This is a genomic window from Thermoleptolyngbya sp. M55_K2018_002, from assembly GCF_015295965.1.
Lineage (GTDB): Bacteria > Cyanobacteriota > Cyanobacteriia > Elainellales > Elainellaceae > Thermoleptolyngbya > Thermoleptolyngbya sichuanensis.
Genome location: NZ_DVEA01000033.1, coordinates 1 through 19,278, shown reverse-complemented (window position 1 = coordinate 19,278; position 19,278 = coordinate 1). Strand labels below are relative to the sequence as shown.

The following is a 19,278-nucleotide window of genomic DNA, read 5'->3' as shown; positions in this document are numbered from 1 at the left end:
AGGGTAAAACGCGGACGCTCAGGGTTAGGACACTACTAATTAGGAAATTACTAAACAGATCGCTACTCATTCAGACAGCTTCAGACAGCTACAGAGATAGCTTACGGAGATAGCTCTAGAACATGCGGTCGGCGCGGTCAATGCGGATCATTAGGCGCACCCAGGAAAACAGGGCGATCGCCGCCGGAATCGCCATCAGCACCGCCACCCAAATCAGGTTATTCACCAGCAGAATCGTCGCCGACAGCGTAAACGCACCCGCCAACAGAGCGTAATTAGTCCCCATATTAACGTTACTCAGGCGACGCAGGACGCGATCCGTCTCCTGCGATCGCACCCTCAGCCGAATATCTCCCCGCTCCAGCCGATCGATCGTATCCTCAATGCGGCGCGGCAGCCCCAGCGCCGAACTGCTGACCTGGGCTGCCTGACGGCTGAATTCCTCCAGCAGCCCGCCTGTTTCCGAACCATTTCCATTAGCCATAATCTGCATCGCAAAGGGTCTTGCGACCTCCATAAAATTAAATTCGGGATCAAGGCCCTTGCCCACCCCCTCCAGCGTGGAAAAAGCCCGCATCACAAACGTAAACGTCGCCGGAAAGCGGAAGGGCTGATCGTAGGCAATTTCATACAAGTCATCGCTAATGGCGCTGATGGACTGGGTTTCAAACGGCTTGTCCATAAAATTGTCCAGCATATACTGGATCGATCGCCGCACAGGCCCCATGTCCTCCGACACCGACAGCGCCCCCAGCGACACCAGCGCCTCCACCACCTTATCCGCGTCCTTTTGGGCAATGCCAAAGAACGTATTCATCAGCTTTTCGCGGGTGACAGGCTGCACCTGACCCATCATGCCAAAGTCGTAGAAAATCAGCGCCCCGTCGGAGCTAACTGCAATATTGCCCGGATGCGGATCGGCATGAAAGAAGCCCTTGTCCAAAAGCTGCTGCAAATAAGCCCGCGCCCCAAGTTTTGCCAGCGTCTTGCGGTCTAGCCCGGCCGCTTCCAGCGCTTCGTAGTGGCTGATCTTGATCCCCGGCACATATTCCAGCGTCAGCACGCGGGGCGAACTGTAGCGCCAGTAGACGCGGGGCACCTTCACCCAGTCTTCATGGCGAAAATTACGCCGAAATGTGTCAGCGTTGCGCCCCTCATTGAGATAGTCAATCTCTTCCCATAGAATGCGACAGCACTCGCCGTAGATACCCAGCCAGTCGCGCCCGCGCCCCCACTTGGGATGCCGCTGAAAATAGTGGGCGATACCTTTGAGAATCTTCAGGTCAATGTCAAACAGCTTTGCCAGACCCGGCCGCTGCACCTTCACCACCACTTCCTCGCCGGAATGGAGTTGCGCCCGATGCACCTGGCCCAGGCTGGCGGCAGCAATGGGAATCGGGTCAAAGCTGCGATAGAGTTCGGGGATGCCCTTGCCCAGTTCTTGCCAAATAATCTCCTCCACCTGCTCATAGCCGAAGGCGGGCACCCGGTCTTGCAGTTTCGAGAGTTCCTCGACATATTCCACCGGAAACAGGTCGGCGCGGGTGGAAAAAAGCTGTCCCACTTTGATAAAGGTGGGGCCCAAGTCGAGCAGGGTTTCGCGAATCCAGACGGCGAGCTTGCGGCGGCGGACAGCCTGGTTTTCTTCGGTCATGCCGCCGGGATAACTCCAGGATTTGCTGTAGGCCCACTGCGCCGTCAGCAGTTGCAAAACAAACGTCCAAATATCCACATAGCGCCGCTGCCGCGAGTAGCTTTTGCGGTTCCAGCGGTAGGCATTGGAGGAATAGGATTTACCGCTGTCGATGGGCGAAGTCACCGTGGCGGCCTCCGAGGGGGTGAAAGGAGCGGTAGCAGAAGATTTGGAGAAGGGAGCCTGTGGAGTGTGACCAGTTGGGGCGTCCCTATGCGAGACGAGTGGTGCGGCAGATTCGGCACTCCAGTCTGGGGACATAGCATCGTTAAAACGGGCAGACACGCGACAGGCTTCTCAAAAAAACAACAGAATACCGGACAGGAGCGCGACCTTGGAAAACCGAAAATCGGGATTAGAAAAACCAGAGCATGTCTTCTATAAAAGCACCGGATATAAAAGCACCGGAGGTAAAATCATTGGAGATCAAAGCACCAGAGATCCCCAGAGGAACCACCAGGCTAGATACCAGAGCGGCTGCGGTAGCGCTGAAGCTCGGTGCGGAGTTGGGCAATTTCGGCCCGCAGGTCGTCGATCAGCGCTTGCAGGTCTTCCCCGGCTCCATCCGCCGCATAGGAGCGTCCCTGACTGGCCTGGGCGGCTTCTCGATTCGCCTTTTCCAGCACCGTTTCGGTAAACTGGCGGAGGCGATCGCGCTGTTCGGCATCAAATTTGCCAGCCTCGCTGACCAGCGTAGATGCCAGGTTGCTGGCTTGCTCGGTCAGTGCTTCGGCCAGTGCCCGACCAACGAAAAATGCGTGAACCAAAGGGCTGCTCATAAAGAAAGTTTGCGGTATATCCGCAAAAATTATAACTTGCCCTGCTTTGAGAGTGCCCGGATTTGGGCGGCGAGGTGACGATTTCGGCGCAGGTTTTGTGGAAATTCGGCGCAGGGGGATGATGCGATGATGGGATGACCAGAGGGTGAGCCTGCCTCTAGTTGAGCCTGCCTCCTGCCGGATAGCTGAGGCAAGGGCTACGAGATGTGCAACGTTCAATCTTCCCTCATCCCCCAACCCCTTCTCCCAAGTCGGGAGAAGGGGAGCAAAAGAGGCTTGAAGTTCCTTTTCTGCTCTAGGAGAGGGCTTAAAGCCTTCGGCCCACTCGAAAAGGATGAGGGGATCGGCAAAATTGCACATCCCTTGGTGCTATGTACCCCCATGAATCTCATCTTTAACCCGCCTATGCCTCTAGACCTCCTCATCCTCTCCAACGGCCCCGGCGAACTGGCGACCTGGGTGCGGCCAGTGTTGCAGGCGCTGCGGGCAAAGCTGGGGCAAGATCGTTCACGGGTGCGGATTTCGCTCGTGCTGTCGCCCTGTCCGAATGCAACCGGGCGGGAGGTGGCGATCGCCCAGCGCTATCCCGAACTGGATCGGATTCAGGCGGCGGCCCATTTCTTCCCGTTCTTGCTGTGGGGCAAGACAGCAGAAGACTGGGACTGGGGCGATCGCGGCGTGGTGCTGTTTCTCGGCGGCGACCAGTTTTATCCGGTGATCATCGGCAAACGGCTGGGCTATCGCACGGTGCTGTATGGCGAGTGGGAAACCCGTTGGCACGGCTGGATTGACCGCTTTGCCGTGATGAATGCAGAGTTAGCCAGCCGCGCCCCGGCACGATACGCTCACAAGTTCAGCGTGATTGGCGACCTGATGGCGGATGTAGATTCGGGAATGGACCTGAGCGGGGATTCCACCGCTTCAGCGCTTTTACCCGACGTTCCAGCGTTGCCAGGTGCGGATAGGCCGCTGGTGGGGCTGCTGCCCGGTTCCAAGCCCGCCAAGCTGGCTCAGGGGGTGCCACTGGGTCTAGCGATCGCCCAGCAGATCCATGCCGCCCGCCCCGATGTGCAGTTTGTCATTCCGGTTGCGCCGACGCTGGACTTGGACACGCTGGCCCGATTTGCTGACCCAGCGCAAAATGCGATCGCCCACTACTTTGGCGCAGTTTCGGCCCGCCTGCTGCCTGCGGCTGACCCCAGCGGCCCCTTTCCGGCCCATTGCCCCAGTCTGAAAACCGAGAGCGGTCTGCAAATCAGCCTGTGGACCCCGTTTCCGGCCTATGACCTGCTGCAACGATGCCAGCTTTGCCTGACGACGGTGGGGGCAAATACGGCGGAACTGGGAGCGCTGGCAGTGCCCATGATTGTGTTTTTGCCAACGCAGCAGCTTGACGCAATGCGAGCCTGGGATGGGATTCCAGGGCTTTTGGCCAACTTGCCGGGGGTGGGCGGGGCGATCGCCAAACTGATCAATGGGTGGTTTCTCCGCAAGTCTCGCCTGCTGGCCTGGCCCAACATCTGGGCAGGGGAGGCGATCGTGCCGGAACTGGTAGGCAACCTGAAGCCGGAGGATATTTCGACCCTAGCGCTAGACTGGCTGGAGCATCCCGAAACGCGAGATGCCGTGCGCGATCGCCTGCGCCGAGTGCGGGGCAAGCCCGGAGCCGCCGAAAAGCTGGCTGAAATTGTGGTGGCGGAGCTAGGAATTCAGGAATAGAACGGTTTCAGGGTCAGGATTTTGCTTGGCAAAACGACTCCCAATTCATGAGCCACGACAAAAGGCGCACCCCCAGCAGGAATACGCCTTCTTTGGGTTTGAACGGTGGGTTCGGCGAAACTAGGCAATCGCCGCCATCTTCACATCGCTGTTAGCCAGTAGCTCCTGAAACTCTTCAGAGTCCACCGTTTCGCGCTCAATCAGCATTTGGGCAAGCTGATCAAGGACTGCGCGGTTTTCCATCAGCACGGTTTTGGCGCGGCGATAGGCCTGATCCACCAGGTTGCGAACTTCATCATCCACCGCAGCGGCTGTCTCTTCCGAAAAGTCGCGCTCGGCCATGATGTCGCGTCCCAGGAACATGCCGCCTTGGGAACGACCCAGCGCCACTGGCCCGAGGCGATCGCTCATGCCAAAGCGAGTCACCATCTGACGCGCCACCCGCGCCACCTGTTGCAGGTCATTGGAAGCGCCCGTGGTCACTTCTTCTTCGCCAAAGATGATTTCCTCGGCGACGCGCCCCCCCAGGGCAACGGCCATCTGGTTTTGCAGATAGGAGCGAGAATATAAGCCCGAATCCATCCGCTCTTCGCTGGGCGTGAACCAGGTCAGCCCGCCTGCGCGGCCGCGAGGGATAATGCTGATTTTCTGCACCGGGTCATAGTCGGGCATCAGCGCACCCACTAGGGCGTGTCCGGCTTCGTGATAGGCCACCAGCGACTTGCGCTTTTCGCTCATCACGCGGTCTTTCTTTTCGGGGCCAGCCAGCACGCGGTCGATGGCATCGTTCACCTCGTCCATCGACACTTCCGTCAGGTTGCGACGAGCCGCGAGAATCGCAGCTTCGTTCAGCAGGTTTGCCAGATCCGCCCCCGTAAAGCCGGGAGTCCGACGGGCAATTTTCTCCAGATCCACATCTTTCGACAGGGTTTTGCCGCGAGCGTGGACATTGAGGATTTCCAGGCGACCCGCGTAGTCGGGACGATCCACCACCACCTGACGGTCAAAGCGTCCTGGGCGAAGCAAAGCCGCATCCAGTACATCCGGACGGTTCGTTGCCGCGATGATGATGATGCCCGTATTGCCCTCAAAGCCATCCATCTCCGTGAGCAACTGGTTCAGCGTCTGCTCTCGCTCGTCGTTGCCGCCGCCGAGCCCCGCACCGCGCTGACGGCCAACAGCATCAATCTCATCGATGAACACAATACAGGGCGCATTGGATTTGGCCTGCTCAAACAGGTCGCGGACGCGAGATGCACCCACACCCACAAACATTTCCACAAATTCGGAACCAGAGATGGAGAAGAACGGCACTCCAGCTTCACCCGCCACAGCACGAGCCAGCAGCGTTTTGCCGGTTCCCGGCGGGCCCACCAGCAGCACACCCTTGGGGATCTTTGCGCCCACAGCCGTAAAGCGATCGGCATTCTTCAAGAAGTCCACCACTTCCGCCAGTTCTAGCTTGGCTTGCTCAATGCCCGCCACGTCGCCAAAGGTGACCTGGGTTTGCGGCTCCATCTGCACGCGGGCGCGAGACTTGCCAAAGTTCATCGCCTGGCTGCCGGGGCCATTCTGGGCGCGGCGCAGCACGAAAAACAGCACTGCCAGCAGCAAGAAGGGAATCAGCAGCGTGCTGAGGACGCGAGCCACAACGCCATCATCCGAGGGCGGCGTGACCAGGATATCCACCTTATTCTCGGTCAGGATATCCAGCAGGGCCGGGTCGTTTGGCAGGTTGACGATCGCCTTTTCGCCATCTTCCTGCGTGACGCGGGCGCGAGAGCGGTCGGCGCTGATTTCTACGCGCTTCACGTTCTGCTGCTGCACTTCCTGAATAAACTGGCTGTAGCGCCAGGTTTCAATATCTTGGGGCTGTCTGTCCAATAGTGCCGTAGCCAAGAAGATGACCACGACGACTAGAAGGGCGTACAGTCCTGCATTTCTCCACCGCTTGTTCACTGAGGCTATTCCTCCGAATGTGTTGTGTGGCGGGCTTGCGGGCCGCGCAACGGAACGTCTTTGTTAACTAATATTAACTCAATTTCATAAATGAGCGTGAGGTAGGTCGCTTCTCCGGTTCAGCGAGGGGGTTAACCATCCCCAAGAATTGACAGAAAGAATTACCAGAGCGGTTTTCCAGAGGGCGATCGCCCACCATGACTCCCTGTTCATTTCGACCCGTCCTATCCCTCGGATTATAGACCGTTGCTCTGGGTCGCTGCTTAATCGCTGGGGGGCGGCTTGATCTGAAACGTGCCGTCGGGCTGCGGCACAACGTCGCCACCGAGCGCCTTGATGCGGCTGGCGGCGGTGCTGCGGGTGCGGCTGTCGGGGGCATTCGTCAGCACCATCATCCAGGCGGAAAACTGGGCGTAGCTGCTATCGGGGTTGTTAGCCAAAAACGTCGCCGTCTGGCGCGAGAGGCTGGCCACCGACTGTCCCTCAGGCTGGCCGGAGGCTTCTGCCCAATCCGCAGCCGTTTCAAACGACTGGCGAGCCGCCGCCGCATCGCCCAAAAACAGCAGTTCGTCGATTGCCTTGGTGCGCCAGATGTAGTGAGAATCGGGCGGCAGCGTTGGCGACAGATGTTTCAGTCCTTCGTTGGTGAGGGCGATCGAGCGCTGGGGATCGCCCGCATACATGGCAGTGCTGGTAGACAGAAACGTGTAAGCGCTCAAAAACCGAGGATCGCGGCGGAGGATCACGTCGAAATACTCTGGGCTGAGGGTGTAGTCGGTGCGCGATCGCACGGGTTCGTCTCCGAAATACTGCAAAAAGTTCAGAAACGTCCAGCTTGCAATCAGATTGTCAAACCCCAAAGAAGGCGCTTGCTCCAAGACATTTAGCCGCACCCGCTCTGCCTCCAGATCGCGCTGAATTTCTTGCAGGCTGGCCGTCTGGCTGCGCGTCTGGATTTGCCGAAGCTGGGGAACCTGAAGCAGGGCGATCGCCCCCAAACATCCCACCACCCCCAGCACCGCCAGCCCCAGTTTCCCCAATTCCCGCGCCGCCGTCTCCCGGTCGCTGTTCTCTAACGTCTGATCTGCAAAGACCATCCCATCTTCTCCCATCGCAATCCTCCCAATGACTTCAGTCCCACCCTTCTCACCCCTCAACACCCAGACACTCTCACCATTCCCTGATCTCTCCGCCTGTAAACCTGGGAACGCTAAAGTTATCCACATTCAATCTTCATAATATTGAAGAATCCAGACCGCTATGTTGGCGAAACCACGGTTGCAACGCACCTTTATCTTAGTTTCGGGGCTTTGTTTTGCAGGGTCGATGGTGATGGGGCTGGTGCCGCTCTATGCCGGACAGAATCAGCAAACCGGACAGCCCATCGCCTCCATCGAGCAGCCCTCTGAACAGGACCTTTTACGGGATGAAGAACGGGGCTTTTCCCTCGTGTTGCAGCGAGAGCCGGAGAACCAAACGGCTTTGGAGGGGTTAGCCAATGCCCGGATGCAGCTTAAAGATTACGCTGGGGCGATCGCCCCTCTGGAAAAACTGGTGTCGCTCTATCCTGAGCGAGCGGACTATCGGCAATCTCTGGAAGAAGCCCATCAGAAGCAACGCCAGCCATAGACGCGGATAGTTAGAAATATCCAGCGATATCCCGGCGATATCCCAGAGATATTTCAGAGATGTTTGAGCGATATTTCAGCGATATTCAGACCCATTCTCTATCCCAACTTGCCTTGCCCCAACTAGCCCCTTTCCCAAACTCTAAAGGTATGTCTCAACACCTCTTGCTCTACACAGATGACTTTGGCAGCGGCGGCGTTGCCCAGTACAACCATGAAGTTGTTTTGGGGCTGCGTGCCCAAGACTATCGGGTAACGCTGGTGCAAACTCAAGTGGACACGGTGCAAACGCAAGCGCAAGCAAGGGCAGGGGTCGTCCATGAATGGTTGGATTACAACACTATCTCGGAGGTGCAGCGCACGCTCGACGATACGGCAAGCCCGGAGCGCATTTTCCATCGGGTGCGCCCAGACTTTATTCTGTTCAGCGATTCACATCCGCTCTCGAACTTCGCAGCCAAGCAAGTGGCGATTCAGCAGGGCATCCCCTATGCCATTGTGATTGGATACGTTGCGCCTGATCTGGCAGAGCGGTTTGGCGATCGCCTCGATGCCCTGTCAGAGCAGTATCACCACGCCAGAGAAGTGATTCTCGTCTCTCAGGAAAACCTCCAGCTTCTCCGACAGCATTTCCGTCTGCCAGACAACAAGGGGCGCGTCATCCTGTATGGGCGGCCGGCTGAGTTTTTTGAGCCGAGAAATGCAGAAACCCGGCAGCGGCTACGGGCAGAACTGGGCATCAAAGACGACCAAGTATTGTGCTTTTCTGTGGCTCAAATCGTCGCCCGAAAAGGCTTCCAGCTTCAGCTAGGGGCGATCGCCCAGTTGCGACATCTGCCCGTCTGGTCGTCGTTGCAGTTTGCCTGGGCAGGCAGCGGCGATCCGGCACTGACCGCACAGTACGAAAAAGAAATTGCCGAGATGGGCGCGGGCGATCGCGTTCACCTGCTGGGTCGGCGGTGGGATATCCAGGATTGGTATGACGCGGCAGATATGTTTCTCCTGCCCTCCTGGCGCGAAGGGATGCCCCTGGCCATCATGGAAGCCATGGCCAAAGGCCTGCCCGTCGCTGCGTCGGCGGTGAGCGGCATTCCAGAAGAACTGGGGGAAACGGGCAAACTGCTCAGCGACCCCAATCAAAACCCTGTGCAAACGATTGCAGACTTGGTAGACATTATCCAAACCTGGGCCCTGCACCCAGAGCAGCGTCGTGCGGCTGGTGAGGGCTGCCGCCAGCGGGCTATCAATCTGTTTCAGCAGCACCGAATGCTGGACGAAACGATTAGTTTGCTTGCAGACCTGATGCTTCCAGCGGGGGACTATGTTTCGCCAGGGCTGGCGCTGGTTCGTCCAGACCATGCCTTTCCCAACAAGATCGTGGGCAACTGTCAGGACTGCGGTTGGCCCTACCTGCGTCGAGAGGTGCCCCATAACTGGTATGTCGATCGGCGGCATCCGGTGGTCGGCTTCCTGAGTCGCGACGAGGCCCATATCCTTTACAACACGGCGCTCCAGTTTCGAGGACAGCGGGCCCTGGAGATTGGCTGCTGGATGGGTTGGTCTGCGTGTCACTTGGCGCTGGCGGGCGTTGAGCTAGATGTGGTTGACCCGCTGCTGGAGCGGTCTGAGTTTTTTGACAGCGTGAGTCAGTCGCTGACGGCGGCCGGGGTGCGCGATCGCGTTGCGCTCTATCCTGGCTTTAGCCCCGGTGCAGTGCAGGCTCTAGCAGCGCAGGAGCAGCGTCGCTGGTCGCTGATTTTTATCGACGGCAACCACGAAGCGCCCGGGCCCCTGGAGGATGCGATCGCCTGTGAGTTGCTAGCAACGGACGATGCCCTGATCATTTTTCACGACTTGTCTTCACCCGATGTGGCCCAAGGTCTGGACTACTTGCGTGATCGGGGTTGGAACACGCTGGTTTATCAAACCATGCAAATCATGGGTGTTGCATGGCGCGGCAACGTCAAGCCCATCCACCACACCCCAGATCCAGCAGTAAGCTGGACGCTGCCTGCCCACCTGAAGCACTACACCGTTAGCGGCTGGCAGGAAGCTGCACCCACTGCTCATACAGCGCTTCATGCGCTAATTCAAATGGCAGAGCAGGTCGAAGCGCTGCCGCCTGTGGCAGAGCCAATCTCGCCGGAAACTGCGCGGGCGATCGCCACGGCTCTGCGCGAAGGACAGGCCGCCTACGTTGCGGGAAACTGGGACACTGCGCTGGACAGTTGCCATCGCGCCATCGAGCAGGGTGCGGGCGCGGCTTCCGCCCATGCCATCCTCAGCAACCTCTACGGCCAACGCGCCCAGCTTCAAGCCAGCGTCCAGCACTTTGCCTGGGCCAATACGGCCCACACCACGCTTGGCAAAGCCTCCTATGCAGAGTTCCAGGAACTCGTTCAGGTGGTTCGTCCCTACACGCTCCTGTCGGAAGAGCGCCTGTTCTCGCTTTACGCCTTGACCCGGCAGATTTGCCTCGAAGATTTGCCAGGAAACATTGTGGAGTGCGGCACGTTTAAGGGAGGAGCCGCTGCGCTGATTGCCGCAGTCGTCAAGCGCCATAGCCAGCGATCGCGCAAACTCTATGCCTGCGACACCTTTGAGGGAATGCCCGATCCGGTAGAAGTAGACAAGCACAACGGCGTTCCGGCGAATGACACGGATTGGGGTGCGGGCACGCTCAAGGCCCCGATCGAAGAAAACCTGGCCGTCGTCTGTCAAGCCCTGGACGTGCAGGACATTGTGGTTCCTGTAAAAGGGCTATTCCAGGACACCCTGCCTGAATACCGCGCTGAAATGGGCGATATTGCACTGCTGCACGCGGACGGCGACTGGTACGAATCGACCCTCGCCATTTTCAACCTGCTATACCACCAGGTGATTCCGGGCGGCGCGGTGCAAATTGATGACTACGGGTTCTGGGAGGGCTGTCGGCAGGCAATTCATGAGTTTGAGCGGCAGCAGCGCTCTAGCTTTGCGCTCCGGCAGATTGACTCCACGGGCGTTTGGTTCCGCAAATCAGACGCGATCGCCCCCGCGCAGGACTATGGGCAGTTGCTCTGTCAGTTGGGCACGCTGGCATACCAGTTGGGCGATCGCCCGCTGGCCACTGCGGCCACTGCGGCCGCCCTGCGGCTCGTTCCCAACCTGCTTGCTGCGGAACTGATTCAGCAGCAGCTTCAGCAATCTCAGGGGTCTGCTCTGCAACAGGTGCGGTCGGCGATCGCCCGCTATCAGTCTGCGGGATCAGCGGCAGACCGTCTCTCTGCTCTGGAACTGCTGCGTCAGCACCGTCACCAACTGATTGAGCAGTTGCTTAATATCGCACCGGAGGACCTGGAAACCGCCTTTGCGGGCGAGTTGGGACAGGCGCATCGCCTGATGATGGAGTCTGGGATTCGGCTGGAACCCCTCACAGAAACCGACGAGGCGATCGCCCTCCAGCTCATTGCCACTCTTTCGGAGGGATGGGCACACCAGACATCCGCACTGCTGGCAGCGATGCTGTATTGCTATCCCCACCATCTCCCCGATGGATTCGACCCGACCCTTGTGCCATCGTCTCTGCTAGCAGACATAGTGCGGTATCTCTGTGCGCCGCCCACGATGTTTATGGAACTGGGCGAGGCTGATGAGTATGCCAAATACCTGGAGCGATGGGTGGACAGACTCTACGAACAGGTTCAAAACAACCCCACCGACTTCCTCTGGCAGAAGGTTGCTCAGGTCACACTGCAAACCCTCGATCTCACACCGCTTTACCTGACGCGGCGATCGCTCAAATCTCTCTGCCAGAAGCGTTCAGCGCTGATTGCCCAAGCGCTCACTGCTGAAGGAGCCGCGTTAGATTACGACTTCCCGGTTGCCCCAGAGCCGCGGCAGAAGCTCCGGCTGGGGATTCTGTCTCCTGGTTTTATTCCCCAAACCAAGACGGCTGCAACGCTTCCTGTTTTCCGCGACCTCAATCGCGACCAGTTTGAAGTCATTCTCTTTTCCCAGACCTCCTATGAACACCCGGCTGCTCAGTATTGCTTGCAATATGCCGATCGGGCAGTGCAGCTTCCTGGGCGGCTAGCAGAACAGGTTGATATCCTCCGACAAGCGGAATTAGACATCCTCTGGATTGCGACCAATACTGCGGCTGTGACGGATTCTATAACCCTCCTGGCATCCCATCGGCTGGCGCGGGTGCAGGTGTGTGGCATGAACTCGCCCATCTCTACAGGCATTGCCCAGATTGATGCCTTCCTCACCAGTCGCCTGGCTGGGTCAGCAGATCAAGCGCAAAGCCACTTTTCAGAACACCTGCTGCCTCTAGACGCGGCTGGTCAGTGCTTTGACCTTTCGGTGGAGGGATCTGACCCGCCGACCGAACCCGTAGACCGCGCCATGCTGGGCATTGCGGACAATGAGGTGGTGTTTGTATCTGGCGCGAGTTTTTACAAAATCTCGCCCGAACTGGAAGCAGCCTGGGCGGAAATTCTGGCCAGTGTTCCGGGGTCTCGGTTGCTGATTTACCCGTTTAATCCAAACTACTCAAACCAGTACCCACTGGCGGCGTTTCAGCGACGATTGTCGAAACAACTGACCGCCAGAAACGTGGAAGGCGATCGCCTCTTGATCTTGGGGCCCACCCCTAGCCGAGCCAACCTGCAAGCGCGAGTGCAGCTAGCCGATGTGTATCTCGACTCGTTCCCGATGTCTGGCCTATCGTCGCTGCTCGATCCGCTGATGGCCGGCGTTCCAACGCTGGTGATGGAACAAGATACGCCCGTTTCCCTGGGTCGGGGTGCAGCGTTCTTGCGAGAGCTGGCACTGCCAGAGCTAATCGCCACGACAGTTGAAGAATATGTCACGCGGGCGATCGCCCTGGGCACTGATGCCCAGCTTCGGAAAAACCTGGGCGATCGCCTCCAGACTGCTATGCAGCAAACGCCGAGCTTCCTCGACAGCAAGCGCTATGGGCAGCAGATGAGCCGGGTGCTTTGGGATCTGTACCATTCCCATCAGCAGCGGCGGCTTGCGGAAACCCTGCACCTGCGCGATCGCAATTTGATTGCCCTACCCGACTGGCAGCAGCCCGAAGACGTGCTGTTTGCAGAACTGGCGGATCTGGTGCGAACCGTGATCACAACCCCCAATGGGCAAAGCACCACGCTGCTGGTAGACATGGGCGATTTGGACGCGCAGGAAGCGGACTTTGCCCTGTCTAGCGTGACGCTGCACCTGATGGAGGAAGAGGAACTGGAACTGGGAGAAGACGCGCCAGAGATTACCCTGTTGCCGCCGCTGCCTGCCGACCAGTGGACGCTGCTGCGCCCGCGCCTGACCGCCCGCATTGACCTGCCCCACAACAACACTGCGGCGATCGCCCGTGCTGCCCTCGACACCTTACCAACGCAATCGGTAGGCTAGCCATGAGCGAGGCGCTGGACTGGGTGTTTCAGGGCAATACCGGCGGGGCGATCGCCTACTGCGAAGCCCAGATTGCCCAGGGCGAGACAGACCTCCAGCACTACGCCCTGCTGGGTTTGGCGCTGCTGCTGCAAGGTCAGGAAGCCGAAGCCCAAGCAGTGTGGATGACCCCCCTCTCCGACGCTGAGCCAGACGCACTAGAAGCCTATCTGAGCAGTCTGGCAAATCTCCTGGAGCAAGCGCTAACGCACTGTTTGGCGCATCAGCAATACCCGGCGGCTGAGCGTCTCTCGCGGCAGCTTTTGGAACTGGACGCTGAGCAGGCAACGTATCACCACAGGCTGGGAATCGCGCAGGCGCAACGGGGTGACCTGGACGCAGCGCTGGCAAGCTGGCAGCAGGCGATCGCGCTTCAGCCAGATTTTGTCGCAGCCTGGGCGCAGCAGGCGCAGACCTACCAGACGCTTGGGCAATTTGCCGAAGCAGGCGAATGCTACGCCGCATGGACGAGGCTCCAGCCCGACAATGCCGATGCCTGGGCGGGTTTGGGGCTGTGTCAGGGAAAACTGGGCGATTGGGCGGCAGCAGTGCAGGCTTGGGGGCAAGCACACGCGCTGGCTCCCGATGCTGCGCCCGTTCTGGCAGATATGAGCTATGGGCTGCTGCAACTGGGGCAGGCGGCGGAGGCGCTGTCGGGGTTGCGTCAGGCGCTCTGGCAACGGTCAGACTTTGCCGAAACCTATTGCGCCTGGGCAAAAACACCGCCGCAAAATCCTCCGGTATGCGCCAACGCAGCGTTTTTAGAAACCCTGTCGGTGGCCGACCATTCCGATGCGGCACTGCACCAGGCGGGAAATCTGCTGGCTCGTGGCGGGCAGCTAGAACGAGCGATCGCCCTCTATCAGCAGGCTCTCCAGGAAAATTCGTCAAATTTCGCGACCGTTATAGATTTGGGAAACGCACTGGTGCAAACGGGGCAAATGTCAGAGGCGATCGCCCTATATCAGACCGCCCTCAGCGAAGCCCCAAATGCCGCCGATCTCTGGCTAAGTCTGGGGCAGGCGCTCTGGAAACAGGGGGACGCAGAAGGGGCGATCGCCGCTGCCCATCACGCCTTGTCCTTCAATGCTGACCGCAAAGACGCACACCGACTGCTGGGGCTGGCGTATCTGGCGCGGGGGAACGCAGACCTTGCGGCCGAACATTGGCGATCGCTCCTGGCTCAGCAGCCCGAAGCCGTCGAGGGCTGGTATAACCTGGCGGCGGCGCTGATGCAGACGGTTGAGCCAGTCGAGGCGCTGCAATGCCTGCAAACAGCGCTAAAGCTGAATTCCAACCTGGCCCCCCAAGTGGCCAACCTGCTGGCGGGCTGGCAAAACCAGGGGCGTGGGCATCCGCCTTGGGGAGCCACGTCGCCTATGCTGGATGACCCGCTTTGGGAAAAGACGTGGCCCGTGGACGCGCCGACCCGCGAAGTCAGAACCCTGCCCGATTGGGTGGCATCGGAACCTAGAGCCTCGTTCACGCCCGTTCATCCGCCCCAGGTCGTTGCGCTCAAGCCGCCCCGCTGCCTAGAGCCGCTGCCCCACTTGAGCTTTGGGCTGGGCGATGCCCTGTCGATCCCTGGCACTTTTGTCGCCACGCTGCCAAACGGACGCTTTTGGCTCGATTCGGATCAAAGCAGCCTGGCCGTTTTTAACGCGGCGGGCGAGGTGATGCGCGATTGCTCCGCTGAGTTTCCGCTGCTCACCCCCGGACATCCCGACTGGCTCGCCCGCCAGCACTGGGTCTTTTCGTCCCAAAAGCTGCCACCTATAGAGCGCCTATCAGGAACCGTCGCCGTTCTTGCAGGCGTGTCGAATAACATCTACTTTCACTGGATGCTGGATGTCTTGCCGCGTCTCAAAGTCCTGCAAGATAGCGGGTTTAATCTTAACGAAATCGATTACTGGCTGGTGGGCGATCGCCATTCTTGGCAGCAAGACAGCTTGCATCATCTCCAGATTCCATCTGAGAAAGTTTTGTCTGTTCAGGAGCATCTCCATATCCAGGCAGATCAACTCATCATTCCTTCATTTCCCGGTGCGGCGGCCTGGCCCCAGGCTTGGGTTTGCGACTGGCTCAAGTCGTCCTTTTTACGTTCCCAGACACTTGCTCCTGATTTACCAAAGCGCTTGTATCTCTCCAGGCAAAAAACGCGCGATCGCCGAATCATCAACGAAGAATCCGTGGTGAAACTTCTTGAGTCCCAGGGATTCACCACGGTCTACCTGGAGACTTGCACCATCGCCGAACAAGCCCAGCTTTTTTATAATGCTGAACTCATCGTCTCTCCCCACGGCAGCGGACTCACCAACCTTGCCTTTTGTCGCCCCGGCACTCAGGTCATAGAACTGTTTTCGCCCAACTATGTCTATCCCTGCTACTGGTATCTCAGCAACTTGGTCGGGCTGGACTATGCCTATCTGCTGGGCGAGGTTCCTGCGGGGCACTTCTGGCAATCGCTGCTCTATCCGCTGGTTCGAGTTGAGGATATTTTTGTAAACCTGGATGCGCTGGCGCAAATAGTCGGTGGGATGATGAGATAGAGTCACACAATACCCCGATGCCTCTCTCTGCCATTATTCTCGCAGGGGGCCACAGCACCCGCATGGGGCGCGACAAGGCGCTGATTGAGATTGAAGGCGTGCCCCTGCTGCAAAGAACCGGAGCGATCGCCCAGTCCTGCGCCAGCCCAGTCTTCGTCGTCACGCCCTGGCCCGATCGCTACGCCGCGCTGCTGCCCGACTGCCAGTTTGTCTCCGAAACACCGCTGCCTGGGGAAACAGAGCCGCACGGGCCGCTGGTGGGCTTTTGGCAGGGGTTGGAGCGGGTCGCGGCGGGTGGAGCCTCAGCGTGGGTGCTGCTGCTGGCGTGCGACCTGCCCTGGCTGCAAGCAGCGGAGGTGCAGCAGTGGGCCGCGCAGTTGGAAACAGTCCAGTCGGGGGCGATCGCCTATTTGCCGCGCGATTCGCAGGGCTGGCAGCCGCTGTGTGGGTTTTATCGCCTGAGCAGTCTGCCGCTGCTGCGCGACTTTGTGCAGGCGGGCGGGCGATCGTTTCAACAGTGGCTAGCCCAGCATCCAGTTGCCGAAATTCCGGCTGTTGATTTTGCCCATTTGTTGAACTGCAACACGCCAGAAGACCTGACGCATCTCTGATGTCGGGATGTGGGATGTCGGGTGTGGGATGTTGGGATGTCGGATATTGGGATGTGAGATGTTGGGATGTGGAATGTCGGGATATGGCTGCACGGATTTGAACCCGGTTTGAGATGGCATCCCCTCTAATCAGGGGTACTCCGAACGAAATTACTGGAAGCGCCGCAGACACGGGATGTGCCTTCTAAAATCGCAAATCCAAAATCAACACAGAAAGTAGCTCAAACAAAATAGCTCAGACAAAGCATCTCAGACAAAATAGCTCAGAGGCGATCGCCCCTGAGCAGTGAAATCTCCTAAATCTCACCAGAATGCTGCGACTCAATGCCGCAAAGCGCTACACCCGCAGCAGTTCTGCATGTTCAATGCGAGTGCCCAGCACCTTAAGAAACTCCGCCAGCCAGCGCGGATGGGCAGGCCAGGCAGGAGCCGTTACCAGATTGCCGTCTACGACGGCCTCCGTCACGGGAACGTCAACATACTGACCGCCCGCAGCAGTCACTTCTGGGCCGCAGGCAGGATAGGCCGAGCAGCGTTTGCCACGCACGGCTCCAGCGGCAGCCAAAAGCTGCGCCCCGTGGCAGATGGCGGCAATGGGTTTGTTGGCATCGGCAAAATGCTGGACGATGTTGATGACATCCCCATTCAGCCGGATATATTCTGGGGCGCGGCCACCGGGAATCACCAGCGCGTCGTAGCTGGCGGGATTTATCTCGGCAAAGGTGGCATTGAGGGTGAAGCGGTGTCCTGGTTTTTCGGAATAGGTCTGATCGCCTTCAAAATCGTGAACCGCCGTGCGGACAAACTCCCCCGATTTTTTGTTGGGGCAGACGGCATGAACCGTGTGCCCAACCATTTGCAACGCCTGAAAGGGCACCATGACTTCGTAATCTTCTACAAAGTCTCCCACCAGCATCAGAATCTTCGCGGCCATGGTCTGTCCTCCTGAAAGCTGTTCGATATTGTTCGATATGGACATATTTTTGACCTTACGCCGTTGATCTGGTTCTGTGTCGCTGGGGCAACAAAGCGTAATTCACAAAATGTATTGCTGTATTGCTACATGCATGGTCACATGCATCGCCTATCGCCATGTATCGCCTATCGCCACGTATCGCTATGTATCGCCATGTAGCGCCACGTAGCGCCGCTCAAGTCCGCGCCTTGCTTGCCAAATAGCCTACTTGCCAGCCAGACGATCCGTTTGCTAGCCAGACAGCGCATTCAAGAAGCCAGGTTTGGGCACCAACACCGTTAGACCGTTTGGAATCGTTTCGACTTCAATCGGCGTGGTGCCAATGATTTCGCCATCGAGAACCACTTTTTGCGGCGGATTGGTGGTCACTTTCAGGCGAGACGCTCGCCCATGCACCACATTGGGGTGCTGCGGAGTGCCGCCGACCAGTGCGGTTCCAAAAATTTGCAGCATGGTGGCGATGCCCTGGAGCTTGTTCTGCACCGAGGCGATTGTCACGTCTAGCAGCCCGTCATCGAAGACCACTTGCCCTGCGCCCTGCGCCAGGACGGAGGTGGGCGGCGCTGCATTGGCGATAGTAATGGCGTGCGCCTGAAAAGGATAGACCTGTCCATCGGCTTCCAGTTCAGCATCGAAGAGGGATTGCTGATCCATCGCTTCCCAGCCCGCCATCAAATAGGCCAGCACGCCCCACTGGTCTTTGAGTTCACGGCTAGAGCGCTCGATGGTCAGCGCCTCGTAGCCCACGCCTGCTAGCAAGATCATCGGCAGCCCGTTGCAGCGGGCGACATCGACTGTGCGGGTGTATCCGCCTGCGATCGCCTGACAGGCACTCCGAATGGGAAACACTCCCGGCAAGCCCAGCGCCGTGGCGAAGGCGTTGGCTGTGCCCTTAGGAATCACGCCCAGGGGAATCCCGGTGCCAATCAGCGCCTTGGCCACCGCCGACACGGTGCCGTCGCCCCCCGCTGCGATGATGACATCGGGCTGGCTGGCGATCGCCGCTTCGATGTAGTCTGCCGGGTCTTCCTCTTCCGATGTGGTGTACACATGCAGCGTCATGTGTGGCTCTAGCAACTGGCGAATCAGCGTCAGGTCTTGGTCTGGAGAGCCACGCCCCGCAGCAGGATTAAAGACCAGATGGGCAACGGGAACATTGGTGAGGTGGAGGGCGATCGCCTCGGCCGTTGCCAAATTCGTCGCCAGTGGCACATTGTGGACGTTGCAAATCCGCAGGAGCGCTTGAATATCCGGTTCATGGGGCTGGGCATAGAGCGGATCGACCAAAAAGATTACCGCCAGGATCTTGCCCTCACACACCTCCGCAGAGATCTGCGCGTCGCCGCCCAATGGCCCCGACAGCATCCGCTCCACCGTCAGGCTGGTCGCATCCTGGATGCGCTGACCCGTCGTGCCCGTGGCAATTAGTCGATGCCGACTCAGCATGGCCTGATGCCGCTGAGCAAACTGGACAATGTTGTCTTTTTTGGAATCGTGGGCAATCAGGGCGATCGTGTTAGGCATTTTTCATTTTTCGTTCTTCGTTCTTCGTTCTTCGTTTTTCGTTTTTTCCGTCCCTCTCTCCATCCCCGCGCCTTTTCTCACGCTGCCTAAGGCACTTGCACCGGAATCAGGGCATTCTCCGGCAGGTTTGCCACAAACCGGCCCTCGTCTGCTAGAAACACCACCACGCGCAGGGCCCAGTCGGGTTCTACGTCGCGCAAGTCGGCCCAGGGCACAGCGACCTCCAGGCAGGTGTCGAGGGCAACCTGGGCCTGGGTGGAGCAGTTGTGCCACTGGAAGTGGTCACTGGCTTCTTGCAACCAGCGATCGCCCGTCCGCAGGTTAATCCCCAAATGATGGTGGAACAGATAGTTCATCGGTGCTTCGTCGGGCAGGTCGGCCAGCGG

11 protein-coding genes and 1 pseudogene are annotated in these 19,278 nt (G+C 58.7%); 5 read left to right on the top strand and 7 right to left on the bottom strand.

The annotated features are described in order from the left end of the window. Positions 1-115 precede the first annotated feature (115 nt). Together IGS51_RS01555 and IGS51_RS01550 are read right to left on the bottom strand one after the other, a co-directional pair. Complete coding sequence (locus IGS51_RS01555) at positions 116-1,819, bottom strand: AarF/ABC1/UbiB kinase family protein (protein ID WP_297075136.1); 1,704 nt, start codon at positions 1,817-1,819, stop codon at positions 116-118. Between the two features lie 335 nt (positions 1,820-2,154). Further along, entirely contained in the window at positions 2,155-2,472 is a 318-nt protein-coding gene (locus IGS51_RS01550) for a DUF6825 family protein (RefSeq protein WP_172354571.1), read from the bottom strand. Positions 2,473-2,877: 405 nt separating this feature from the next. On the opposite strand from IGS51_RS01550, the gene IGS51_RS01545 reads away from it, so the two are divergent. Beyond that, positions 2,878-4,191, top strand: a complete 1,314-nt coding sequence (locus tag IGS51_RS01545) for a lipid-A-disaccharide synthase (RefSeq protein ID WP_297075134.1) — start codon at positions 2,878-2,880, stop codon at positions 4,189-4,191. A 120-nt stretch (positions 4,192-4,311) separates the two neighbouring features. Here IGS51_RS01545 and ftsH3 read toward each other — a convergent pair whose 3' ends face one another. After that, a complete protein-coding gene (ftsH3, locus tag IGS51_RS01540) occupies positions 4,312-6,150 on the bottom strand; it encodes an ATP-dependent zinc metalloprotease FtsH3 (protein WP_172354567.1) in 1,839 nt (612 codons plus the stop codon). A gap of 263 nt (positions 6,151-6,413) precedes the next feature. Then, the gene (locus IGS51_RS01535; RefSeq protein ID WP_297075131.1) at positions 6,414-7,262 is read right to left on the bottom strand and encodes a hypothetical protein; all 849 of its coding nucleotides are present in this window, start codon (positions 7,260-7,262) and stop codon (positions 6,414-6,416) included. Between the two features lie 148 nt (positions 7,263-7,410). On the opposite strand from IGS51_RS01535, the gene IGS51_RS01530 reads away from it, so the two are divergent. From IGS51_RS01530 to IGS51_RS01515, 4 genes are all read left to right on the top strand, one after another. Next, positions 7,411-7,779, top strand: a complete 369-nt coding sequence (locus IGS51_RS01530) for a hypothetical protein (RefSeq protein ID WP_297075129.1) — start codon at positions 7,411-7,413, stop codon at positions 7,777-7,779. A gap of 149 nt (positions 7,780-7,928) precedes the next feature. Next, the gene (locus tag IGS51_RS01525) at positions 7,929-13,193 is read left to right on the top strand and encodes a TylF/MycF/NovP-related O-methyltransferase (protein WP_297075127.1); all 5,265 of its coding nucleotides are present in this window, start codon (positions 7,929-7,931) and stop codon (positions 13,191-13,193) included. Positions 13,194-13,195: 2 nt separating this feature from the next. Further along, complete coding sequence (locus IGS51_RS01520) at positions 13,196-15,781, top strand: tetratricopeptide repeat protein (protein WP_297075125.1); 2,586 nt, start codon at positions 13,196-13,198, stop codon at positions 15,779-15,781. 17 nt (positions 15,782-15,798) lie between these two features. Next, positions 15,799-16,392, top strand: a complete 594-nt coding sequence (locus IGS51_RS01515) for a molybdenum cofactor guanylyltransferase (RefSeq protein ID WP_297075123.1) — start codon at positions 15,799-15,801, stop codon at positions 16,390-16,392. 337 nt (positions 16,393-16,729) lie between these two features. On the opposite strand, the gene IGS51_RS01510 is transcribed toward IGS51_RS01515, so the two are convergent. From IGS51_RS01510 to IGS51_RS01500, 3 genes and pseudogenes are all read right to left on the bottom strand, one after another. Continuing rightward, entirely contained in the window at positions 16,730-17,326 is a 597-nt protein-coding gene (locus tag IGS51_RS01510; protein ID WP_297075121.1) for a DJ-1/PfpI family protein, read from the bottom strand. A 273-nt stretch (positions 17,327-17,599) separates the two neighbouring features. Beyond that, entirely contained in the window at positions 17,600-18,892 is a 1,293-nt protein-coding gene (gene mgsA, locus IGS51_RS01505; RefSeq protein ID WP_297075119.1) for a methylglyoxal synthase, read from the bottom strand. A gap of 86 nt (positions 18,893-18,978) precedes the next feature. After that, positions 18,979-19,278: pseudogene (locus tag IGS51_RS01500) on the bottom strand (glycoside hydrolase); the annotation flags it as partial.